Origin of the sequence: Vibrio sp. 2092 (assembly GCF_033339635.1) — a bacterium.
Lineage (GTDB): Bacteria > Pseudomonadota > Gammaproteobacteria > Enterobacterales > Vibrionaceae > Vibrio > Vibrio alginolyticus.
In genome coordinates this window covers 26,264-49,547 of the sequence record NZ_JAWOUY010000028.1, presented here as the reverse complement: position 1 = coordinate 49,547, position 23,284 = coordinate 26,264, and the positions used below count along the sequence as shown (strand labels likewise).

At 43.5% G+C, this 23,284-nt stretch carries 20 protein-coding genes; 13 read left to right on the top strand and 7 right to left on the bottom strand.

Annotated elements, in window-relative coordinates; all coding sequences use genetic code 11:
* Nucleotides 1–167: 167 nt before the first annotated feature.
* Complete coding sequence (locus tag R7P80_RS27710; protein ID WP_017635276.1) at nucleotides 168–650, bottom strand: hypothetical protein; 483 nt, start codon at nucleotides 648–650, stop codon at nucleotides 168–170.
* A gap of 14 nt (nucleotides 651–664) precedes the next feature.
* Entirely contained in the window at nucleotides 665–1,198 is a 534-nt protein-coding gene (locus tag R7P80_RS27705; RefSeq protein WP_005375300.1) for a nicotinate-nicotinamide nucleotide adenylyltransferase, read from the bottom strand.
* Between the two features lie 178 nt (nucleotides 1,199–1,376).
* Between R7P80_RS27705 and nadE the strand changes: the two genes are divergently transcribed.
* Nucleotides 1,377–2,207 (top strand): ammonia-dependent NAD(+) synthetase, encoded by an 831-nt coding sequence (nadE, locus tag R7P80_RS27700; protein ID WP_005375299.1) that lies wholly within the window; start codon nucleotides 1,377–1,379, stop codon nucleotides 2,205–2,207.
* 100 nt (nucleotides 2,208–2,307) lie between these two features.
* Here the strand turns inward: nadE and R7P80_RS27695 are convergent, their stop codons facing one another.
* The gene (locus R7P80_RS27695) at nucleotides 2,308–4,125 is read right to left on the bottom strand and encodes a hybrid-cluster NAD(P)-dependent oxidoreductase (RefSeq protein ID WP_054701811.1); all 1,818 of its coding nucleotides are present in this window, start codon (nucleotides 4,123–4,125) and stop codon (nucleotides 2,308–2,310) included.
* A gap of 267 nt (nucleotides 4,126–4,392) precedes the next feature.
* Between R7P80_RS27695 and R7P80_RS27690 the strand changes: the two genes are divergently transcribed.
* Nucleotides 4,393–4,557 carry a YqaE/Pmp3 family membrane protein gene (locus tag R7P80_RS27690; protein ID WP_005375297.1) on the top strand — a complete coding sequence of 55 codons (165 nt, stop codon included), beginning with the start codon at nucleotides 4,393–4,395 and terminating at the stop codon, nucleotides 4,555–4,557.
* 155 nt (nucleotides 4,558–4,712) lie between these two features.
* On the top strand, nucleotides 4,713–5,741 hold the full coding sequence (gene pyrC, locus R7P80_RS27685) for a dihydroorotase (protein ID WP_064354886.1): 1,029 nt from the start codon (nucleotides 4,713–4,715) through the stop codon (nucleotides 5,739–5,741).
* A gap of 95 nt (nucleotides 5,742–5,836) precedes the next feature.
* On the opposite strand, the gene R7P80_RS27680 is transcribed toward pyrC, so the two are convergent.
* The gene (locus R7P80_RS27680) at nucleotides 5,837–6,742 is read right to left on the bottom strand and encodes a DUF808 domain-containing protein (protein WP_062730918.1); all 906 of its coding nucleotides are present in this window, start codon (nucleotides 6,740–6,742) and stop codon (nucleotides 5,837–5,839) included.
* Between the two features lie 172 nt (nucleotides 6,743–6,914).
* On the opposite strand from R7P80_RS27680, the gene R7P80_RS27675 reads away from it, so the two are divergent.
* From R7P80_RS27675 to R7P80_RS27645, 7 genes are all read left to right on the top strand, one after another.
* Nucleotides 6,915–7,835: a M14 family metallocarboxypeptidase gene (locus tag R7P80_RS27675; RefSeq protein ID WP_054578652.1), complete on the top strand. Its 921-nt coding sequence runs from the start codon at nucleotides 6,915–6,917 to the stop codon at nucleotides 7,833–7,835.
* A gap of 760 nt (nucleotides 7,836–8,595) precedes the next feature.
* Nucleotides 8,596–9,540, top strand: coding sequence for an ABC transporter permease (locus R7P80_RS27670; RefSeq protein ID WP_033906772.1), 945 nt, complete (start codon nucleotides 8,596–8,598; stop codon nucleotides 9,538–9,540).
* Entirely contained in the window at nucleotides 9,537–10,490 is a 954-nt protein-coding gene (locus tag R7P80_RS27665; RefSeq protein WP_053307879.1) for an iron chelate uptake ABC transporter family permease subunit, read from the top strand. Before R7P80_RS27670 ends, R7P80_RS27665 begins: the two co-directional genes overlap by 4 nt.
* 53 nt (nucleotides 10,491–10,543) lie before the next feature.
* The gene (locus tag R7P80_RS27660; protein ID WP_054701806.1) at nucleotides 10,544–11,512 is read left to right on the top strand and encodes a siderophore ABC transporter substrate-binding protein; all 969 of its coding nucleotides are present in this window, start codon (nucleotides 10,544–10,546) and stop codon (nucleotides 11,510–11,512) included.
* Between the two features lie 94 nt (nucleotides 11,513–11,606).
* The gene (locus tag R7P80_RS27655) at nucleotides 11,607–13,787 is read left to right on the top strand and encodes a TonB-dependent receptor (protein WP_170890000.1); all 2,181 of its coding nucleotides are present in this window, start codon (nucleotides 11,607–11,609) and stop codon (nucleotides 13,785–13,787) included.
* A 264-nt stretch (nucleotides 13,788–14,051) separates the two neighbouring features.
* On the top strand, nucleotides 14,052–15,662 hold the full coding sequence (locus tag R7P80_RS27650; protein ID WP_005375287.1) for an ATP-binding cassette domain-containing protein: 1,611 nt from the start codon (nucleotides 14,052–14,054) through the stop codon (nucleotides 15,660–15,662).
* A complete protein-coding gene (locus tag R7P80_RS27645) occupies nucleotides 15,659–17,350 on the top strand; it encodes an ABC transporter ATP-binding protein (protein WP_033906768.1) in 1,692 nt (563 codons plus the stop codon). The genes R7P80_RS27650 and R7P80_RS27645 overlap by 4 nt, the downstream gene beginning before the upstream one ends.
* Before the next feature lie 203 nt (nucleotides 17,351–17,553).
* Here R7P80_RS27645 and R7P80_RS27640 read toward each other — a convergent pair whose 3' ends face one another.
* Entirely contained in the window at nucleotides 17,554–18,342 is a 789-nt protein-coding gene (locus tag R7P80_RS27640) for an AraC family transcriptional regulator (protein WP_025768515.1), read from the bottom strand.
* 98 nt (nucleotides 18,343–18,440) lie between these two features.
* Between R7P80_RS27640 and R7P80_RS27635 the strand changes: the two genes are divergently transcribed.
* From R7P80_RS27635 to R7P80_RS27625, 3 genes are all read left to right on the top strand, one after another.
* Nucleotides 18,441–19,346, top strand: coding sequence for a DMT family transporter (locus R7P80_RS27635; RefSeq protein ID WP_225492168.1), 906 nt, complete (start codon nucleotides 18,441–18,443; stop codon nucleotides 19,344–19,346).
* A 145-nt stretch (nucleotides 19,347–19,491) separates the two neighbouring features.
* Nucleotides 19,492–19,977: an acyl-CoA thioesterase gene (locus R7P80_RS27630; protein WP_005375279.1), complete on the top strand. Its 486-nt coding sequence runs from the start codon at nucleotides 19,492–19,494 to the stop codon at nucleotides 19,975–19,977.
* A 171-nt stretch (nucleotides 19,978–20,148) separates the two neighbouring features.
* On the top strand, nucleotides 20,149–20,394 hold the full coding sequence (locus R7P80_RS27625) for a hypothetical protein (RefSeq protein ID WP_005375277.1): 246 nt from the start codon (nucleotides 20,149–20,151) through the stop codon (nucleotides 20,392–20,394).
* 367 nt (nucleotides 20,395–20,761) lie between these two features.
* Here R7P80_RS27625 and malG read toward each other — a convergent pair whose 3' ends face one another.
* Both malG and malF read right to left on the bottom strand, forming a co-directional pair.
* Complete coding sequence (gene malG / locus R7P80_RS27620) at nucleotides 20,762–21,652, bottom strand: maltose ABC transporter permease MalG (protein ID WP_005375275.1); 891 nt, start codon at nucleotides 21,650–21,652, stop codon at nucleotides 20,762–20,764.
* 12 nt (nucleotides 21,653–21,664) lie between these two features.
* Nucleotides 21,665–23,239 carry a maltose ABC transporter permease MalF gene (malF, locus tag R7P80_RS27615; RefSeq protein ID WP_005375273.1) on the bottom strand — a complete coding sequence of 525 codons (1,575 nt, stop codon included), beginning with the start codon at nucleotides 23,237–23,239 and terminating at the stop codon, nucleotides 21,665–21,667.
* Nucleotides 23,240–23,284 lie beyond the last annotated feature (45 nt).

Sequence of the window (23,284 nt, the reverse complement as noted above, 5' to 3'; positions counted from 1 at the left end):
TTTAAAAGCGAGGGAGTAATCGCGCTGAGTTCTTTTAGTTGTTGATTTCATAACACTCTCCAATTTTTTTGGGGGGGGAAAGTGTCAACCTTATTTAGGACGGCACAATTAAAACAAAAAGGGCGTACATTGATAATGTACGCCCTTTTTTCATTTGCTTGAGATGCCTAGAAAGGTACTTCTATCTGCATCATCCAGTCAGCGTCATAATATTCGTGCCAACGATAATCAAACCGCATTCTTGGCTGTCCGTCGGATTTATCACCAAAACCAACGCTGAACATCAACCCGTGACTACGAAGCCACTCTTCTGTATCCATTTTACTCTCTTCGTCTCGAAGCTCTTCCGGCATCCAAAAACCAAGACCAAAGTAATTCTTTTCTAAGTTTTGAGTTAGAAGTGGGGTGTCTTCCGGCTTAATCGCCCACTCCTCCCAATAGTTTTCTGTTGGTCCTTCAAGCTTCGCTTCCGCTGCATACCAAATCAATGCTTCAGTACTTAACACGCCGATGGAATCTAAAATTTCTTCACAGATTGGAAGCGTGTTATCTTCAAACACCACGGAACGATCAGAAAAATAGTTACACGCGGAATGAGCTTGTGTCACCACAAGCAGCGCACATGCACTAAATAAAACTACTCTGACCATGAAAATCTGACCTCTCAGTTCCCAGACAATGTTTCTCTGTATAAGCCTTTACTAAGTAATAAATCACGTACGGAAGGTGTTGTATAGGCGCCGATCTCTTCACCCTCGGCCAATGCTTTGCGAATATCTGTGCTTCTGACTTTTACTTTTTCAGGACATGCCATAACAGTCCAACGTTCCGTAATCTCTTCGGCTCTACTAAATTTAGCAAATTTGAAGAAATTATCAGGACCAATGACAAAAGTTATATCGGCAGTTGGGTAAATTTCTTGAATTTTTTCTAACAACGCATAGGTCGTCACACTTTGTCCAGGTTGGTATAAAGCTTGCTCTGCATCAGAACGCTGAACATTAGAAAGCCCCATATCCTTGATGAACGCGTCAACCATTTTGCACCGAGTTGGGTAATCAAGCATGTTCTTGCCCCAAGCGTGTGCAATGCTTGGCTCAAGTAACACAAGATCAAAGTGGCTCAAAGACTCAATAACACTTTTATGCCCTAAACTAGGTGGGTTAAATGCACTACCAAAAATGGCGATTTTTTTCATATCCGGTGATTACCTGGTTGAAGAGAGTTTTCTAATCTGATGATTTCGGTATGATACTACTAATCTTTACAGCTTTTGACCCTAAAGTCGCGTTTAATGAGCCTCAACTGTATGGTTTATCACCATTTGAGCAAATGTGCTTTAGAGTCTGAAATATTTGCAGGAAAAGGAACCCTAAATGGAACAATCCATCCGTGACGAAATGCGCGTACTCCCTTCAATTGATCCGCATTTTGAAATTGAACGCCGTGTCGCTTTTATTAAGCGTAAATTGCAAGAAGCGGGCTGTAAGTCTCTTGTTCTTGGCATCAGCGGTGGCGTTGACTCAACGACATGTGGTCGTTTAGCTCAGTTGGCTGTAGACCAGCTGAACGAAGAAGCGGGCAACAATAGCTACCAATTTATCGCAGTTCGCCTGCCTTATGGGGAGCAAAAAGATGAAGATGAGGCTCAGCTCGCTCTGTCTTTTATCCAGCCAACCCATTCTGTATCGGTGAACATCAAAGCAGGTGTTGACGGGCTTCATTCGGCTTCTCACGTTGCATTAGAAGGCACAGATCTTCTACCAACTGATGCAGCAAAAGTCGACTTCGTAAAAGGCAATGTAAAAGCGCGTGCTCGCATGGTTGCTCAATACGAGATCGCGGGCTACGTAGGCGGCCTTGTTCTTGGTACTGATCACTCAGCAGAAAACATCACTGGTTTCTACACTAAATTTGGTGATGGCGCTTGTGACATGGCACCATTGTTCGGATTAAGTAAACGCCAAGTTCGTGAAGTGGCTGCTACATTGGGTGCACCTGAGCAACTAGTGAAGAAAGTGCCAACAGCAGACTTAGAAGAGCTTGCTCCACAAAAAGCAGATGAAGATGCCCTAAGCTTAACTTACGAGCAAATCGACGATTTCTTAGAGGGCAAACCCGTTCCACAGCAAGTGAGTGACCGTCTGGTAGCGATTTACAAAGCAACGCAGCACAAACGCCAGCCAATCCCGACGATTTACGACTAAGCGATATTTTCAGCTCTCTTTAAAACTCAAAACGCTGCTAAAAATAGCAGCGTTTTTTTGTCTAGGAACAGTTTTTGTCGAAGGACAAAGACGTTCTCGCCTAGTTGGTTACTGTTACGTCCGTCTCTGGCACAGCACAACACGCCAATACGGTTCCCATTGCACGTTCCTCATCAGTCAACGCGGGCACGTCCGGATGATGTACTTGACCCGACGTAAGCTGAACCTTACACGCGCCACATAAGCCAGCACGACAGCTATTGCTGATGACCTTCCCAGCATCTTCGAGCTGATCTAACAACGTTTTTTGGTTGTTGCCTACGACTTTAGTTCCATTAAAGTCAATAGCGAGACTTTTCTCTGGCTTTGACGTAAGAGAAGAAACTCCAAACGCTTCTTGATGGTAGTTTTCCTCTGGCAGCCCTTTTCTTAGTAGAAGACTTTTTGCTTTATCCATAAAGCCATCCGGGCCACACACAAACACCTGCCGCTGTTCAACATCTTTGATTTGCTTAATGTGTGACAAACTTAAACGCCCTTTCAAACCAAACCAATCAACAGCAGGTTGCGTTAAACAGACTTTTACTTCTAGCCCTGGGTGCTCACGCTTTAACTGCTCCAACTCTGAGCGACAAGGAATATCATTTTCGGTCCGACATTGATGGTAGAAAACCACGTTCTCCAACTGATTATGATCCGCTAAGTAACGTACCATCGATAGCATTGGTGTTACTCCGCTACCCGCAGAGAGTAACAATAGAGGCTGCGCTTCATGCGTTTTTAGGTGGAACTGGCCATCAGGTTGTTCTGCCTCTAAAACATCACCGACTTGTAAGTTGTCTAAGAGTGAGTTAGAGACTCTTCCACCCGCGATACGCTTTACAGAAATAGCATAACGACCCGGACGAGAAGGACTGGATGATAAGGTATAGCGTCGACCCACTTTCTTACCATCAATATTCACCTCTATTGGTAGGTGTTGTCCTGGCAAGTAATTAGGCAACGAACCTTTGTTTGGCTCTAACCATAAGGTCACAAAGTCTTGGGCAATTTCTTCACGCTCAACACATGTAAGCTTCATGCGCACTGGCGAGTTATCTGCGTAAAACTCCGGCTCTTTGTACTCCAATACTTCAACTTTATCGCCTTGACGAATAATGCCTTCATTTCGCGCGACAAGATTCTGGCCAAAGAACACACCACCGACATCGTTTGCACGGAACTGTTGCAAGGTTTTGAGCGGCTCTTTGCTCTCACGGAATGTGCCTCTTTGGGTATTCACCGTAGTCAGGATACAGCGCTCGCAAGGTTTGAGAGACTCAAACTCTACCTCACCGATTCGTATGCGCTTCCATGAATCTTCTTCAAATGGCTTAGTATCAGAGACAACTAAGTTAGTACGAAACTGATCCATTGAGTGTAGCTCTGAACTTCTTCGGTTCAGCTCATCAAGTGAAGCTTGGCTGATCACTAAAACCGGATAACCATCAGCAAAACTGACGTTTTGACCTAGCTTTTCACGGACACGATTCGATTGCTCACCACTAAACAACAACTCAACGCGTTGCCCCAACACACGACTAAACCAGTCATCTGCATCATCTGTCGTGGTATAGGCAGTAAATGTATCTTTCCAAACCGTTGCAGGTGTCTCCTGCATTTTGAAATCTTGGTAACGGATTTTAAGTGGCTCCATACCCAAACTACTAAACACCACTCCATCGGACAATAAGGCAGACTTAATGGTTACCATTTGCGGATACTTTCGCGCAGTGATCATCGAGCCATCAGCTTTCGCAATCATAAAGCGGCGATCGAAGCTCAATCCTTGTTTCTCAACCCATACGGACGACAGCGATAATCCGCCAACTGACTTAACCGGAAAAACATTAATTTGGGATAAAACGGGTTGCGACATGGCCTTCTTCCTACGGGTGTTTTTTATTTGTTGCGGTATTGTATACTCAAATCACATTAAGTTGCAGAGTCTACTGCCTCTTCATCCATCGCAACTTTCTCGAAACCATATTCTTATAAATTTGGTTTTAGTGACAAGTATTTACTACACTCAACATTCGCGTTTTTTAACACCGTTCTGACCAAATACCGTTTGATAAAGTGTGATACGACACACATAATTCACCCAAGTTATCACTACTCCCATTTATCGATTTGGAGCTTAATTATGGATACAAGAAAACTGGTTCTGATTTTGTTATGTATCTTTCTTCCGCCTGTCGCGGTGTTTATGGAGAAAGGTCTAAATAAAGACTTTTTGATTAATCTAATATTGACGTGTTTCTTCTTTCTACCAGGTACGATCCACGCGCTTTGGTTAACAATGAAGTAACCACTTACACTCTCACTCTTTATAAAATTGAAAAATGGGATGAAATATGAGGGCAATTCCTCTATCATCCTGTCGCCTAAGCGCAAGCGTTTGCTCAAAAGCAAATACGGCGCTTAGGCTCCAATCAGACAACTTTTCAATGGTGGGAGCAATTAATGACAACACTGACTATCACTCGTCCTGACGACTGGCACGTTCACTTACGCGATGGGGAAGTTCTTAAAGACACCGTTCGCGACATCAGCCGCTACAATGGCCGTGCGCTGATTATGCCAAATACCGTCCCACCTGTTACTACAACTGAGCTCGCCCTAGCCTACCGTGACCGAATTATTAAAGAGCAACATGGCGAACAGTTTGAGCCTTTAATGGCGCTTTACCTTACAGATAACACGACACCAGACGAAATACGTAAGGCTAAAGCAACCGGACACATTGTTGCTGCCAAGCTTTATCCTGCAGGCGCTACCACAAACTCAGATTCCGGTGTGACCAATGCGAAAAACATTTATCACGTTTTAGAAGCAATGGAAGAAGTAGGAATGTTACTTTTGGTTCATGGGGAGGTAACACATCACGATATTGATATATTCGACCGAGAAAAAGAATTCCTTGATACCGTCCTCGCTCCTATCGTCAATGACTTCCCTAATCTTAAAATCGTTCTAGAACATATCACCACCGCCGACGCAGCAAACTTCGTTAGCAACGCCTCAGACAACGTAGCGGCTACCATCACTGCCCACCACCTTCTTTTCAACCGTAACCACATGCTTGTGGGTGGTATTAAACCTCATTTCTACTGTTTGCCAATTCTTAAGCGCGGAACCCACCAGCAAGCGCTGATCGAAGCAGCAACTAGTGGTAGCAAGAAGTTTTTCCTAGGTACAGACTCAGCGCCACATGCGAAAGGGGCAAAAGAATCGGCTTGCGGTTGTGCTGGTTCTTACACTGCACACGCAGCGCTAGAGCTTTATGCAGAAGTCTTCGAAAAAGAAGGCAAGTTGGAAAACTTGGAAGCTTTCGCAAGCTTCAACGGTCCTGATTTTTACGGCATTGCACGTAACACAGATACGGTAACGTTAGAAAAATCCGCTTGGGATGTGCCAGAAACGATGCCATTTGGCAATGATATCGTTGTGCCTATTCGAGCAAATGAACAGATCGAGTGGAAAGTGAAGTAAGTACTTTACTGACGTTTCACCTATAAAACAGGGTCATGCTTTTTGTAAAAAGAAGTCATGACCCTTGTTACTATCGTCTCATGTTTTAGATGTGATTATTGACCACGAAGCTTTTCAACCATCGTCCATACCGCAACCACAACTAACCCTGCCACAAAGCCGATAATACCGTTCAATAAAATAGGCAAAATGGCTGTAGCAACCGAATGGCCACTAAAGTTCATAATAATCGGCTCTACAAAGTGATGAATGGCTGGCACGTTGTGCACCACAATTCCTCCACCCACCAAAAACATCGCAGCAGTTCCTACAATGGTTAACAACTTCATCAACTTTGGTGCAAAAGCGACCAAGGCCCCTCCGACTTTCGCCACCCAACCTTTACCGTTTGAGCGACTTTCAAGGTAAAGGCCTAAATCATCTAGCTTCACAATCCCAGCGACTAGTCCATAAACCCCAACCGTCATAATCACTGCAATTAAACTGACAACTAAAATTTGCGTAACAAGACTGGCTCCTGTCACGGTACCTAACGCAATCACGATGATTTCTGCTGAAAGGATAAAGTCTGTTCGAATTGCACCAGAAACTTTACGCCTTTCATACTCTTCTATCGACTCGCCAGTATTAACTAGCTCCTCTTTTTCTTCGTGCGGATGCGAGTGAGGAAACACTTTCTCAAGTACTTTCTCTGCCCCTTCAAAGCAGAGAAATAAGCCGCCAATTAGCAATAATGGCATGATAAGCCATGGAATAATCGCGCTAATAAGTAAAGCTGAAGGAACTAAAATCAATTTATTTTTGAATGAGCCTTTTGCAACCGCCCAAACTACTGGAATCTCTCGCTCAGATGCAACACCAGACACTTGTTGAGCGTTTAACGCTAGATCATCTCCCAACACACCTGCGGTTTTCTTTGCCGCCATTTTTGACATTAAGGCGACATCATCAAGCACCGTGGCAATATCGTCCAACAGTGTGAGTAAACTTGCTCCAGCCATTTTTGGTCTCTTATATGAAATTGAGTAAGTAACAAAATGTAACACCAATGAATCACTCATCAAAGTGATGATTTTGCAAAGAATACCACCCCAAATGGTGTTTTATATTGCCGTAAAGATAAGACGGGTCTAGTCTTGTGATACCTTTCAGCAGTCAAAAGAAAAAGTATAGATGAAAAGTGGATACATTTACCCGATCGGTACTCCTGGCCAACCTTGGACCGAAGAAGAACGTAAAGCTTGGTTAGCAACGCAAGAAGTAAAACGTAGCTACCAAGATGAAGTCGTCAGTAAAATCGATGCCCTACGCGGGCATTTTGATGTTGAACAATATGGTGCGCTCTCATACAACGAGGCACGCTTCCCTCTGTTTTGTATCAAAACACGCAATTGGGATTCAACTAAACCTGTTGTGTTGGTCACAGGCGGCGTGCACGGTTACGAAACCAGCGGTGTACATGGCGCATTAAAGTTTGTAGAAACGGAAGCAGAGCGCTATGCAGAGCATTTCAATATTGTCGTTGCCCCCTGCGTAAGCCCTTGGGGTTACGAGGTGATCAACCGCTGGAATCCAAACGCGATTGATCCAAACCGCTCTTTCTATAAGGATAGTCCTGCCGAAGAATCCGCTAACCTCATAAAGCTAGTTGCAACTTTAGGCGATGTGTTAATGCACATTGATCTACATGAAACGACAGATTCTGACGAAACTGAGTTCCGTCCAGCCTTAGCTGCTCGTGATGGTATTGAGTACATTGAAGGTATGATCCCAGATGGCTTTTACACGGTGGGAGATAGTGAAAACCCTCAGCCTGACTTCCAAAAAGCGGTCATTGAGTCAGTTGCAAAAGTGACTCACATTGCACCAGCAGATGAAAACGGCGAAATCATTGGTTCACCCGTCGTACAGTTTGGCGTTATCAACTACCCAATGGTAAAACTGGGCCTGTGTGGCGGCGTAACAAATTGCGTTTACGGCACGACAACGGAAGTGTACCCAGACAGCCCAACGGTGACCGACGAAGAATGCAACGATGCGCAAGTTGCAGCCGTAGTTGGTGGTTTGAATTACGTACTAAGTAAGCTCGAATAACACAGGTTAACAATAAAGCAACTGACGATGTCTTTGAATTGTGAATCAGCTTTACTTTGCTCCAAAAGCAAGTTGAGACATTAATCCGCTAGTTTATTAGAAATTACCGCATTAACATCGCTAACACTGAAGATGCGAAGCATCACGACTTTATGACGCTATTTTAATGCGGTATCTAATAAATCCTAAAATACAAACGACATCTAGACATCATCGTCACTACTAACTCCTCTTCCTGAACAAACTATCGTCATACCATTTAAATCAAACCTCAACCAACGAGCTTCTGAAGCGAAAAACATCCTTAAACAATAAGAAAGCTTAATGCTCTTTGGCTTTATTTTTTAATCACTTACCCAAAAGCACATGCATTAGCCATTGCCTTGTTTTTATACGCGATTGATCTTTTTAGAGAAACACATATGAACCTCATTGCTTAACCGAAAAAACAAAGATATAATGAAAATAATTACCATTTGTATTTTAATTTTAAATCGAGAACCTCTTTCTCTTTGCATTGAAAGCGGCACTTTTCTTTTGCTAGTTAATCCAGTTTTAAAGCCAAATCAGCACGTTGAATTTTTAGGTATGGCCTAGTGATACTTTGAGGGCTGGATTGTGACCTTAATGTTTATAAAAAATAACTTGGTTATGTTTTGTTGGAATTTAGAACCTATATGCGAATAGATATTCATTATTCGTATTCCATCCCCAAGTCATAAGTTAAGAGAAACTCACTTTATTTTGGGGCAGATTCTGTATGAGTATTCACGTAGTAAGCCTGTTTTTTATACTGTGCTTAACTTCAATTTTCGTCGGCGCAAACCAACTAGATTGGTCGTTATTGCTGACCATGGATGACAAAGCTTGGCTACCGATTACTGCTAGCAGATTACCAAGGCTAATCGCACTAATTCTTACCGGATCTGGTCTCGCAATATGTGGTGTTATTCTTCAACATATTGTTAGAAATCGTTTTGTTGAGCCGGGCACCACAGGCGGTATCGATGCGGCAAAGCTCGGTATTTTGGTATCTATCGTCATGCTTCCATCCTCAGACAAGCTTGAACGTATGCTCTTCGCCGTACTATTTTGCTTCGCCGCTGGCCTTATCTACATTGCCATCGTACGAAAAATTAAATTCAGTAACTCTGCGTTAATACCTGTGATTGGGCTTATGTTTGGTAGTGTACTAAGTGCTATAGCGGAGTTTTATGCTTATCAAAACAACATCTTACAGAGTATGTCCGGTTGGTTAATGGGAGATTTCTCCAAAGTGGTCCAAGAACACTATGAAATAATTTTCTTGATTTTACCCATCACCCTACTGACTTACTTATATGCACATAAGTTTACTGTGATGGGAATGGGCGAAGATGTTGCGTCCAACTTAGGAATTAATATTGCGTTCACTGCCGCCTTGGGTCTAATGCTAGTTTCCGTGACAGTTGCTATAACAGTGGTGACCGTAGGTGCCATTCATTTTATCGGTTTAGTCATACCTAACCTAGTCGCACTAAAATATGGCGATCACCTTAAAAACACCCTACCAATCGTTGCACTAGGCGGCGCTTCGTTACTTATTTTTTGCGATGTCATAGGCAGAGTTGTTGCCTTTCCTTTTGAAGTCCCAATTGGATTAACAGCCAGTGCTATCGGGGGAGTCATGTTTCTTGTGTTTCTTTTGAAAGGAGCACGAGTATGAGATCACATTACTCAAACATGCGAGTGAGCATTATACTCGTTTGCATACTGTCTATCGCCTTTATCTTTACAAGCTCTGGGTGGGATTTTGATTACGTCATCCCTAAGAGGCTGATTAAACTTGGTGCCATAGTTATTGGGGGCAGCTGCGTGGCCATCTCTGCTGTTATTTTCCAAGCTTTAGCTGGTAATCGTATTCTTACGCCATCCATTATGGGATATGAGTCGGTTTATCTGGTTTGGCAAACCCTACTCTTATTACTAGGGGGCACTTCTGGCATTGCTACATTAGGTGTTGTCGGTAATTTCGCTGTCTCTGCAATACTCATTCTGTTGTATTCCTTAGCGATTCAATCTTGGGTACTCAATAGATTTAAACATGACATGCACCAAGTTCTGCTGATTGGCTTTGTTTTGACAATGGTGCTGACAACTCTTGCTCAATTTATCCAGCTCAGAATAAGCCCTGGAGAATTCTCTATCCTTCAAGGGCTCAGCTATACCTCGTTTGAGCGAGCGAAACCTTCTACGTTACTTTTTTCCAGTATTGCGTTAAGCGTTTTGGCACTCTTTGCTAACAGATGGTCACGCGAGCTAGATGTGATAGGTCTAGGTCGAGACCAAGCGATGTCATTAGGACTAAATGATAAGCAATATGTACCAAAGTTCTTTGCTGTAATCGCCATTTTAGTAGCAATTTCGACGAGCTTGATTGGCCCAACGGCTTTTATGGGAATTTTTATTGCCAATATTGCTTATTCCGTTACTAGCGCACCGAACTACAGACACATATTGCTCGTTGCTTGTGCTATTGCAATTGTCATGTTCTTGTCTGGTCAACTTCTGGTAGAGCACTTATTTAACTTTAAAACCACCGTCTCTATTTTGGTGAATGTCCTTTGTGGGGGATATTTCCTAGCCATCACGATAAGAACAAGAAGCCAAATATGAAAACTGTTACTCGCCTGTTTAAAGACAACTCACTGACAAAAAGGAAATACCCCATGTTTAAGAGCCCCCTACGTTTGAGTATCGCGCTTGCTTGCTGCGCTCTAGGAACCTTATCAGGTTGCGAGCCGGAAATAACTAAAATTGAAGATACTCAGCCATTAGAAAAGCTCATCGTGATTGAACACAATCTCGGAGCAACTACTATTTCTCATCGCCCTCAACGAGTGGCAGCATTAGATATGAACGAAGTGGACTTTTTAGATCAGCTAAATGTTCCAATCTCAGGAATGGTGAAAGACTTTGTTCCTCACTTTCTAGCGAAATACAAAGACACACCTGAGATAGCGGATCTTGGTGCGATAGTTCAGCCTAATATGGAAAAGATCTATGCCCTAAAACCAGATCTCGTATTGATGACTCCGCTACATGCTAATCAGTATGAAGAACTCTCTCAACTCGCTCCGACTTTACATTTTGACATCAACTACCGTAATAGTCGTGACCATCACGTCGATACCATTAAGAAACACCTTGTAGAGCTTGGTGAGATCTTTGAAAAGCAGGAGCTAGCCCAACAGAAAGTTGCCGAAATCGATGCAAAAGTCGCAGAAGTGCGCGCTGTTACGAAAGAGCGTTCTGAAAAAGCTTTGGTTGTCATGCATAACAATGGTGCTTTCAGCTCATTTGGCGTTGAGTCTCGTTATGGCTTCGTTTTCGATGTTCTGGGGGTAAAACCAGCGAGTGAAAAAGTGGAGACAGGTTTGCATGGTCAGCCAATTTCTAGCGAGTTCATTAGCCAAGCTGATCCAGACATTCTTTACATCATTGATCGAACAGCAGTAATGGAAGGAAAGCCTGTCATTGATGCGGAACACTTAGCAAACCCACTACTCCGTCAAACCAAAGCATGGAAAAACGACAACGTCGTTTTTGTTGATGCCGATGCTTGGTACATCACTTCAGCAAGCATCACATCTCTGAAAATCATAATTGAAGACATCCTAAAAGGTTACCAAAGCTAAATCTAATAACAATGAGTTGGATCTTAAGTAATTCAACACTCAATCGACGTCAGAACGGATGTGAGCTAGCCCAAACAAAGAAAAGGAATCTATAATGACTCATGACTATCATCAGATAGCGATGGACTCTTCACAGAAAAACAAACCAAGCCCATGTCATATCGCCCTCTTTATTTCACTTCAATTTAGTACTTTTGTCGTACCAATTAGTATCGCTCAAGCTGAAGAAGTCGTAGATGAATCAATGACAGTTTATGGTGAAGCAAACAGAGTTTATGCCGCTGGCAAAGTTTCTCACGCGAGTAATATAGGAATGCTTGGCGACAAAAACTTCATGGAAACGCCTTTCAATACGATTGGATACACAGAAAAACACATTCAAGACCAACAAGCACGCGATATCTCAGATGTAATCTCAGCTTCTGATCCCTCTGTTTTCACCAGCGGTGAAACCGGCTTAAACAAAGAAAGTTTCAAAATAAGAGGTTTCAACTCAGACATTAGCGACGTTATGCTTAATGGATTGTATGGTATCGCTCCTTATTACCGAACCTCTCCTGAAATGTATCAACGTATTGATGTACTTAAAGGTCCTGCTTCTTTGCTCAACGGTATGCCACCGAATGGATCTGTTGGTGGCACCATCAACTTAGTGACAAAAAGAGCACAAGAAACACCAATCACATCTTTCACCGGCAGCTACTTATCGGACACTCAATTCGGAGGACATATCGATATTGGACGTCGCTTTGGTACAAATGAAGAATTTGGTATTCGTTTCAACGGTGCATTTAAAGATGGAGACACCGCGATAAACAACCAAAGCAACAAAACTCAACTTGCATCATTAAGCCTTGATTGGCGTAATGACATTGCTTTCCTTGAAGCAGATTTTTACTACAGTACAGAGCGAGTTGAAGGTGCAAACCGTGGGTTAAGCATCGCTTCTGGTCTCAAAATCCCATCACCTCCTCCATCTGACACATTATTGACGCCAAGTTGGGCCTACAATGATAGCGAAGATAAAGGGATGATGATTCGCGGGGAGCTAAGCGTTAGTGACTCTGTAACTGTATACAGCGCATTGGGTGGTAGCCGTACAGATTTTCATTCAAATGTACCGCAACGAATCAAAATCATCGATAACGAAGGTAACCTAGAGGTATCTCTCGGATCAGTTAAGCTTGAGAACAAACGGACTTCAGGTGAGATAGGTGTTCGTAGCAACTTTGACACTGGCCCAGTAGAACACCACCTTGTACTGAATAGTACTTACTTTAGAGAAGATAAAAATGATTCTCCAACAGGTAATAATAATCCAGCCCCTTGGAACTCGAATATTTATGATCCTGTTTGGGGACCAGAAAATTCAGTTTACGACAACTACTATGGTTTACCTATCGATTCAACTCAGGTCAGCTATGGCATTGCCGATACGTTATCTTTTGTTGATGGGAAATACCAAATCACGCTCGGCTTGCGTTACCAGAGCATTGATTATGAATCTGGAATAATAATGAACGGAATGTCGCTTCCTACCACCAAGTTTAAGGAAAGTACTTACACTCCCGCACTTGCAGCATTATACAAAGTTTCGAGCTCAGTTTCGCTTTATGGTAACTACACCGAAGGCTTAACGAATGGGAAAACAGCAGGCTCTAGCGCTGCAAACGCAGGAGAGGCTTTTGAACCCCAAAAAACCAAACAGACTGAAGCAGGCGTGAAGCTTGACCTGGACGGCTTTGCTCATACGTTCAGTTTATTTGAGATTAAAAAGCCAAATGGGTACCAAGATCCGGATACCAACATTTTTTCTTTCGGTGGTGAACAGCGCAATCGCGGTATTGAATGGGGGTTCTACGGCACACTATCAAAGGACTATACACTCATCGGTGGTATCGCCTATACAGATGCAGAGATTACAAAAGCAACAGATGTGACAGAGGAGGGGAAACAAGCAACTAAGCTACCCGATTTACAAGCTAAACTCGCATTAGAATGGAACCTCCCTGCGATGCGTGATCTCACGCTTATCGGCCAAGCGAACTATATGTCTGAACAATACATTGATGCACAAAACACTCAGGCATTACCTGCACAGACTATTCTTGATCTTGGCGCACGCTACAACTCAAAAATTGCTGAAACAAGCGTGGTTTGGCGCCTTAGCGTAAACAATGTACTGGATGAAGATTACTGGACAACCACCCACTATGCGGACCTAGCTCTTGGCGCATCACGTACAGTGATGCTGTCAGCTACTGCGGATTTCTAATCCCTCCACCTCCCCTTTAGCCTGCCTTCTAAGGGGGACTTACTCCCATTTGGCTGTTCATGAAAATTCACAACAAATCAAAGGAAGTACTCATCTTCAACATTCAAGCAGACAAAGAGCTCGCAACACCTACGGCCAAAGTTAATTCAAAACATAATCCATCAACGTCCACTTCCATAGGCTTTATATGAAAAACGATAAGAGCTCAATATGCTCTACCACGTTCTCCTTATTTTCGCTTGATAGGCTAGATAAGGTGACAATATGATAAGTAAAATCAGCCAACATTACGTTACGCCTAGCTTAATGCCAGCCTTAAAGCCATCGATTAAGAAGCTTGCTTTGGGAACGTTTTGTGAAGCACTTGCCGCTGTGGCAAAAGTTGGTGCACTGCTATGCTTGATAAACCTTATCGATAAATTTGCAAACCAATGGATTTACGGTGCCATAGGACTTTGGGCGGCTAGCGCACTTGCCTCATCAGTGGGCTCGTGGTTAGTTCATGATGCCGAGTCGCAGTTTTCCACTCGATTACGTCGCCAAGTTGCTCAGCACTTGACGCGCTTGCCAAGCAAGACCATCTCTCAATATGGTGATAATCAACTGCGTCGCATAGTTTCCGAAGACATCAGCACGCTTCACCACATGGTTGCGCATTTGCCTTCAGAACTCGTGACATTCATTGTCGTACCCGCAACTTCTATTTTTATCATGTTGAATCTCACAGGTCCGGTAGCGATGCTTACTCTGCTCCCTGGTCTAATTGCATCATTGTACTACCTACTCTTTTTACCTAGGTTCGCCGCTAAACATGGCAAAGAGCGCATGACAATAATGGGTGATATCGTTACCGCAGTAAACGACTACACAAGAGGTATCCGAGTAAATCGAATTTACGGCACGCAAGCAGGAGCACTCGACAGCTATAATGATGCCACAAGACGCTTTACTCACGGCATAGTGAAATGGGTTGGTAGCGTTGCCCTTCCAGCAGCAATTGCTACCGCATTACTTCAAGCGGTTTCGACTTTCGCAATGGCCTATACCATTGGCTATGAATTAAGTCCCGTGGCAATGGCGTCGCTATTCTTTTTTGGTTTGGCCGTCGTATCACCCGCACTGAAGCTTGGCCATGGATTGGACTACGTTAACGCAGGAAAGAATGCTGCAAAGAACATCAGCGACTTTTTACAGCAACCACAAATAGAAAGTGGCAGTTTGAGCGCGGGAGAAAAACCGCTATCACTACAAGCATCAAATATCGTAGTGGCTAATGGAACTGTTAATATTATTGATAACTTCTCCCACTACTTCCCACGGGGTTCATTTACAGCCATCATGGGGCCTAGCGGAGCAGGCAAAAGTACGTTACTACGTCTATTAGCAGGTCAAGAAACACCTCTTTCAGGCTTCGTTACCTTAGGAGGCAATCAACTGTCTAAACTCTCTGAGATATCCCGATACTCCGCCATACGCTATGTACCCCAAGATATCGGTGTACTCAAAACTACCATTAGGCAGAATTTGAAACTATCAACGCCAAGTTCAAGTGACGACGAGCTGAACCAAGCTTTGCAACAAGCTCAATTAAAGATTGACCTCAATTCTGATGCAAGCGTGCTTTCAGGAGGCGAGCAACAACGTGTCGCAATAGCTAACACATTTCTAACTCAAGCCAACGTTCTATTACTGGATGAACCAACCAGTGCTCTCGATAAAAATACGGCCTTCACTGTGATCAGAAATCTCGCGAAGTTTGCGAAAACACAAGACAAGATATTGATCATAATTACTCACGACTCAGAACTCGCGAAACTTGCAGACACTACATTGATGCTCAACAGAAAGGCTCAACGACAGGATGAAGAAGTATGACGGCTCACAATACCCTCTATTCCAATTCGACAATTCCACAAAGTGCAAAGCACCGTCTATATCGAGTCGCTATAGGTTGGGGACTAGTTGCATTATTTGAGGCAACGGCTTACACATTTCTTGCAATATCTATTGTCGAACAAGCTTCACCATTGAACGTCATAATAGCTGCTGTTCTAACTGTGATAGTTACCGTTATTGTAACTCGTTCTGGATTTCTCTCTGGTGCGAAACTGGCTGGGGATCTTTATTCATCAGTAGGTCATTCGCTCAGTAAAGCAAAGTTAGCTTGGTTTAATGATCAGCATAGAACTCAGCTCACTCAACTAGCAGAACGAGGAATACCTGGCTTTATGGCCATTCCTGCTCATCAGCTACAAACATTTTTACACGCTCCAATGTTACCCATATTTTTAATTATCGGTATTGGGGTCGTTGGAGGAGGTGAAATTGCACTACTCAGTGCCGTACTGTTACTAGTTGCACTGCTCGTTCAGTACAAGGCGCAAAGATACCTAAGTCGCTCAGATAGCGACCGACATGACGCAGAGCTTCAAGCGACTAAATCAACACTTGAGCTCATAGATCACCTTGAGTTACTTCGCTCAACAGCGGGGCCTGAGCGCTCAATCGAGCGTATTGAACAGAGTTGGCACGCACAAGAAGAAGCTCATTCAACTATTAATCGTAACGCTTCTATCGCAACCTTAGTATCAGGATTGGCAACGATTTTACCCCTTGCAGGTATCGCCATCTATCTCGTCTTAGAGCCGATTACTCAACCCTTATTAGTCTTGGCTTTATTGATATTGATTACCCGTGCAGCTGCACCTTTGGGTGAACTCGCGTTGGCAGGCTTTGCGATTAACGACGTAAAATCCTCAATTAAAAATTACGCTCAGTTAACGAATGTCCCTGTTCTGCCTGAGCCTAATCCTCAATTTGCAACCTCCCCCAAAAACCATAAGTTCGAACTGAACCTTGTGGGCCATTTAGATCTCTTTGAAGATGCTAGCACGGAGATCAAACAAGGTGATACCGTCGTCATCAATGGAGTCAGTGGCAGTGGCAAAAGCACTTTACTGGGCCTGTTTCTAAGGTTTGATGATCCTGACCAAGGTCTTATTTCGCTCGGAGGGATAGATCTAAAGAATATCCCTTATGACGTGCTCACCCAGCATATAGCCTATGTTGCTCAAGAACCGGTCATTTTTACTGGCACATTGGCGGATAACATTCGGTTAGGTAATCCCAATGCAAGTGATTATGAAGTTGAGAGCTTTGCAAGACACGCACAATTGGACAAACTTATTGACTCATCTCCTAAAGGAATACATCAAACAGTAGGACAAAGAGGCTCAGGGTTGTCAGGAGGTGAAAGACAGAGAGTCGCAATTGCGCGAGCTCTCATTAAAAAGGCGCCAATCCTCATTTTCGACGAAGCGACGGCAGCATTAGACGAAGCAACCGAAAAAAGTATTGCTCAACATATTCAAACATTGAACTCGACCGTGATTATTGTGACGCATCGCGATCAGAATATATGGTCACCCACATTGGAACTCACGATTGAGGGTAGAAGAGTTATAGTTGCACAGTACAACTCTACTTCCTTGAAAAGTAGGGACAAATTGGCGGCTGAAGAAACTAATAACAATCAATACTTAAATCTAAGCGGTGTCAATTGAGTTTTTTGTCACTTTAGCACATTGTATCATCTAAAGAATCTTACAGGCATGTTGTAAAGCAATAATAATAAAGCGAATTCTCAAGGTTATAATTCTGACTCAATCTGACACAAGATAGACGTAAGTCTTTCCAATACCATCAGCTTTTCGAGTCGGTCATCATACAGCGCATTGTCAATTTTTTTAAAATAGACTCTACACTTTTACAACAATCGATTCTTGTATTGCTCCGGTGTCATGCCGGAGTATTTCTTGAACATCGCGATAAAAGGGCTAGCTTGGTTATAACCTAACGTCAGAGCGACTTCTTTTACGGTCTGCCCTTTACGCAGCAACTCCATAGAATGTAAATATCGCACACGTAAGCGCCACTCAGTAAAGCTCATGCCCAACTCACTCTGGCAATGTCTCGCTAACGTGCGTTCTGTAGTATGCACTTTTGCCGCCCACTCCGCCAAACTAATTTCATCGGTTGGCGATTCTTCTACTGCTTTTAAGATTGGCTGAAGATATTTGTTGTCGGTTGTCGGTAAAAAGTGATGTTCCACTTCTTGTTTCGCCAGTTGATCCAACAACACTCGCACCAAGCGTTTGTCTTCATCGCTCTGCGCGACGTTAATGTCACGCTGACGAAAGTCCTCAATGATGGCAGAAACGATGGGGGTGACTTTGATTAAACTGGTTTTGGTTGGAAAATGCGCCGTCAATTCAGGGGCAATGTTCAAAGAACAATATTCGATTGGCTTACGGTTGTAGCTAGTGTGACGAACTCCGGCGGGAACCCAAATAGCAAGATGTGGAGGTGCTAGAAATCTTGTGTCTTCTGCATCCATCTCCAGAATCCCACCGCTGATCAGTTGCACTTGCCCCCAAGGGTGGCTATGAATTCGTGTTTCTGTATTAGAGAGAAACGCTTCGAAATTCATAAATACATCTGATGGCGCACGATCGATTGATAAGGAGGGGTGAAGATTTCTGGCGCTCTTTTTCAAAATTGTCTTCCTATCGCTTACGATGTCTTTTAAGAGATACTTTTTATTATAAAGACCTGCCAGACTAGCGCCATCAATAATTGTGCTATAGGGTTCTCATGATTTATTTACTTCCGTTTTTCACCGTTATGATTTGGGGTGGTAACTCAATTGTGAACAAGATGGCTGCGAGCGCCATTGAACCAAGTGCGATGAGTTTCTACCGTTGGTTTGTCGCAATGGTACTCCTAACGCCATTTTGCCTGCCTGCAATCATCAAACAACGACACATTATTCGACCTTACATAGCTAAGTTGGCGTTTCTTGCGTTACTTGGTATGGTTCTCAACCAGTCACTTGGATACTATGCCGGTTTAACAACAACGGCCTCTAATATGGCCCTGATCACCTCTTTAGTTCCTTTGATCAGTGTGTTTTTAAGTGTCCCATTGCTCGGTAAATCTATATCAATGTTAAGTATCGTCGGTGGTGTCATTTCGCTCGGCGGCTTGGCATTTATGCTTGGTCACGGTGATATCACTTACTTTTTACATCAAGACTTAACGCAAGGTGACAGCTTAATGCTCGTTGCTGCCATGGTATACGCGGCTTATTGTGTTCTGCTAAAACGCTGGAAAATGCCATTCAGTAGTTTGACTCTGGTTTACATGCAGGGCTTCTTTTCTGTTTTGATGCTCACACCACTTTGGCTCTCTAGTGAGCAACTGTTACCAAGCCAAGACGCGCTACCATTAATCGCTTATGCTGGTATTGCTGCTTCCATTTTCGCGCCGCTGATGTGGGTCAAAGCGATTGATTCAATTGGTGCTGATTCAAGTGCTATGTTCATGAACCTAATGCCTGTGGTTTCCGTCATACTTGCTTCAACACTAATTGGTGAGAAAATTTACGCTTACCACATTATTGGTGGGTTGTTAGTCATCTCTGGCGTTATCTTGTCGCAAATAAAAGTAAGACAGAGAAAACCATTATCCAATTCTGAGATTGCCTCTACCGCCAATTAACATCTACACCCCAAGCCACAGAACTACGCTGTGGCTTGTCACTTCCAGCGTTCGAATAAAAGTTAATATTTTGTTTCATTCGCTATTCCCGAAAATTCATCTTGCTGCTAAATTGGGAAAACAATAACCCATCAAGGAAAGACAGATGAGCAGTGGTCAAAGAGACATTACCCTTCGCTTTTTAGCAGAACCCAGCGATGTAAATTTTGGCGGAAAAGTGCACGGCGGCGCCGTAATGAAATGGATCGACTTGGCAGCGTACGCCTGCTCTGCAGCGTGGAGTGGTAAATATTGCATTACCGCATATGCTGGCGGCATTCGGTTTGTTGCGCCGATTCATGTCGGCAACTTAGTCGAAGTTAGCGCGAAAGTCATTTATACCGGACGAAGCTCAATGCACATTGCGATTGACGTGCAAGCTAGTGATCCAAAGCAAATGAAAAACAGACTCACCACTCACTGTATCGTTATCATGGTTGCTGTAGATGAAAACGGAAAACCAACCGATGTACCGAAATGGATTCCAGAGTCAGATGAAGACAAAGCCTTAGAGCAATCCGCTATCCGTCTTATGAACATGCGTAAAGAGATTGGGGAAGAAATGGAAGCACACGTTAAATATCTCAAGTAACTGGCATCCGTTAAGAACGCTATTAAGTACCTCAACGTTACCTAGACCCAGAGTGTGGAGCAACATCATGGTTTTGCCATTTGTTTCACGCTCGCCCTTCTCTGTCATAAATCCTTCACCTAGCTTTGCTTAAATCCATCCATTATTTTAGAGTTGGATAGAGTTTGGATCTTGAGACTAAAAGAAACGACCTTAAGTGAAGAGACGTTGACCAATTTAAAAGCGGTCGAGTACCAGTGGGTGAGAACCATGTACGTCGAGGGGTATAACGAAACAGAAATTAATCATTACATTCAAACTTGCTTTGGCGGTGACGTTACCTTTGCTAATCTATTTCGTCGCGTCGCACTGCAGCAAGAAAGTTTGTACACGCTGCTTCAATACGTTGGATGCGCACCTTCCAGCCGAGAGTTTTAATCTCTTCCTTCCCTACCTCAATTTAGCTTTTTACTAAGCTCTAGTTATTTATGTGAAGTGCTACGCAGGGCATTATTCAAGCCCTGTGTAATCCATTGCAAAGCCGCTAGTCTCTGTCTACTTATTGCAAAATTGCCTTTAACAGGCATAAAAAAACCTGAGTCTAAACTCAGGTTATGGTTACAAAAACTGTTAGTGATTGAATCGTAAGGAACTAAGCTAACAGCCAGCTATGCGTAACGCCAATAAAAGCCAAGATATTACTGATCGGCGGCCAAACCAAAAGTGTAATATCCGTGCTAAGTATAAGGGCGACCATGTGGTCGCCCTTTTCTAGTTATTCTTATCAATCTCAGACCACAAGAGATTATCCTTTCACACCACCAGCGGTTAGACCACCAACCAACCAGCGCTGCGCAAGTAAGAATACGGCAGTGATTGGCACTGCTGAAAGTACAGCAGCTGCGGCAAAGTCACCCCACAAGTAGTTTTGTGGATATAGGTATTGCTGCATACCCACTGCAAGTGTGTACGAGTCTACATCAGAAAGCAGTAGTGACGCTACAGGAACTTCACCAATTACCATGATGAACGACAATATGAAGACTACCGCTAGGATTGGCACAGACAGTGGCAGCAATACCAAACGGAATGCTTGCCATGGTGTAGCACCATCAAGAGCCGCTGCTTCTTCTAGAGACGAGTCAATACTTTCGAAGTAGCCTTTAATGGTCCAAACGTGCAGTGCGATACCGCCTAAGTAAGCGAAGATCAGACCGCCATGCGTGTTCAGACCAAGGAAAGGAATGTACTGACCCAGTTTGTCGAACAACGCGTACAGAGCAACCAGTGCCAACACCGCAGGGAACATCTGGAAGATCATCATCGCTTTAAGAATGGTGTTCTTACCTTTGAACTTCATACGAGCAAACGCGTAAGCCGATGTGGTTGATAGCGCCACGATTAGGATTGCAGAAATACCACCCACTTTTACCGAGTTCCACAGCCATGTCATTACTGGGAATGGTGGCGGTGTAACTGTACCGTCTGGATTAGTCACCGAGAAACCTAATGCCAATTTCCAGTGATCAAGTGTTGGGTTGTCTGGGATCAGGCTACCCGTTGCAAAGTTACCTTCACGGAATGAAATCGCGATGATCATCAGCAAAGGGAAAATAATCAGTGCCAAGAATGCCCACATTGCAATATGAGTAGCCCAAACACGATACTTTAATGACTTACCTTGTACCATTGCCATTGTAATTTCTCCTTAGTCCTGAGCTACTTTAGTTACGCGTAGGTTGATAAGTGCCAATGCGCCAACCAATAGGAAGATAAGCGTTGCTACCGCACTTGCTAGGCCGAAGTCTTGACCGCCAGCACCTTCGAATGCGATTCGGTAGGTGTAACTTACTAGTAGGTCGGTGTAACCCGCAGGCTCTGATGTACCAATCATATTTGGACCACCGCCAGTCAACAACTGGATAAGTACGAAGTTGTTGAAGTTAAATGCAAAACTCGCGATCAACAATGGTGTTAATGGCTTCAACATCATTGGTAGTGTGATACGTGTAAAGTTCGTGACAAAGTTCGCACCATCAATTGCTGATGCTTCATATAAATCGTCTGGAATCGCTTTTAGTAAGCCCATACACAAAATCATCATGTAAGGGAAACCAAGCCAAGTGTTCACAATTAAGATCATGGTTTTCGCCATGAACGGATCAGAGAACCAAGCCGGGCTAATGCCGAACAAGCCTTCCAACAACATGTTGATCTCACCAAAGCTTTGGTTAAACAAACCTTTAAAGATCAAGATAGAAATAAACGCCGGAACTGCATAAGGCAGGATTAGCAACAAACGGTAAACTGAGCGACCTTTAAGTGCTTCCCACTGAACCACACTGGCAAGGACAAGACCAATAACAAGCGTAAACAATACGGTTAGCGCAGAGAAAACAATGGTCCAGATAAAGATACTGATAAACGGCTCTTTGATACCATCATCTTTCCAAACACGCTCAAAATTGTGGGTACCAATGTTCACCACGAAACCTGGTGACACTGTGCTACCAACAAATTGACCGTTTTCATCGACAGGCTGGTAGTAACCTACTTCCATATTTGGACGTAGCGTTTCTTCAGTCCGGTTGTTGTAAAGCGTTTCACCATCTTCTTGTAATGTGTACAAAGGTACAACTGCAGCAAATTTGCGCAGCCCACTCATGCGGATATCATCACCACTTGGCAAATGTAAATCGACACTGCTCAACGCACTGCGGTTCTTAACAATCGCCTTGATTGATTCTTTTTCACCCGTTACTTCTTCAATTGGTGAAAGATCAAACTCCGATGCTGAAAGGTTATCAAGCTGAAAAGTCGGGCTTGCAAGTAGCTCACCATCTTTTTCAACCACAAGTTGATGGCCTTGCTCCGTTTTATACAAAGTGAACGGGTAGCTATCACCACTTTGGTAAGTTCGGTCCAAAAGTACGTTCTGAGCGCGATCAAAAGAGAGTTGGTTCTTCGCGCTATAGTTGGTAAACGCCAAACCTATGGTGTACGCCAAAGGGAAAAGAATGAAAAGGATCATCCCTGCTATACCAGGGTAGATGTAACGGTGTGCGTACGTCTTTTTACTACCAAAGATGAACAACGCTAAAGCGGTAAGAATGAGCGTAAGTAGTGCAAACGCAATCTCACCGCGAGAATACATAAGGATTGTTGCGTAGCCATTGATGATGCCGACTGTGCCTAAAAGTGACCATTTCATGAACACTTTTTTGCTGCTCGGAAGGCTGGCTTCTGGTGCTGTCATAGCATTTGTACCTTGAACTGACTGCATAGGGAACCTGCTAGCGAATATAGAATAAATATAGAAAAGTAAGGA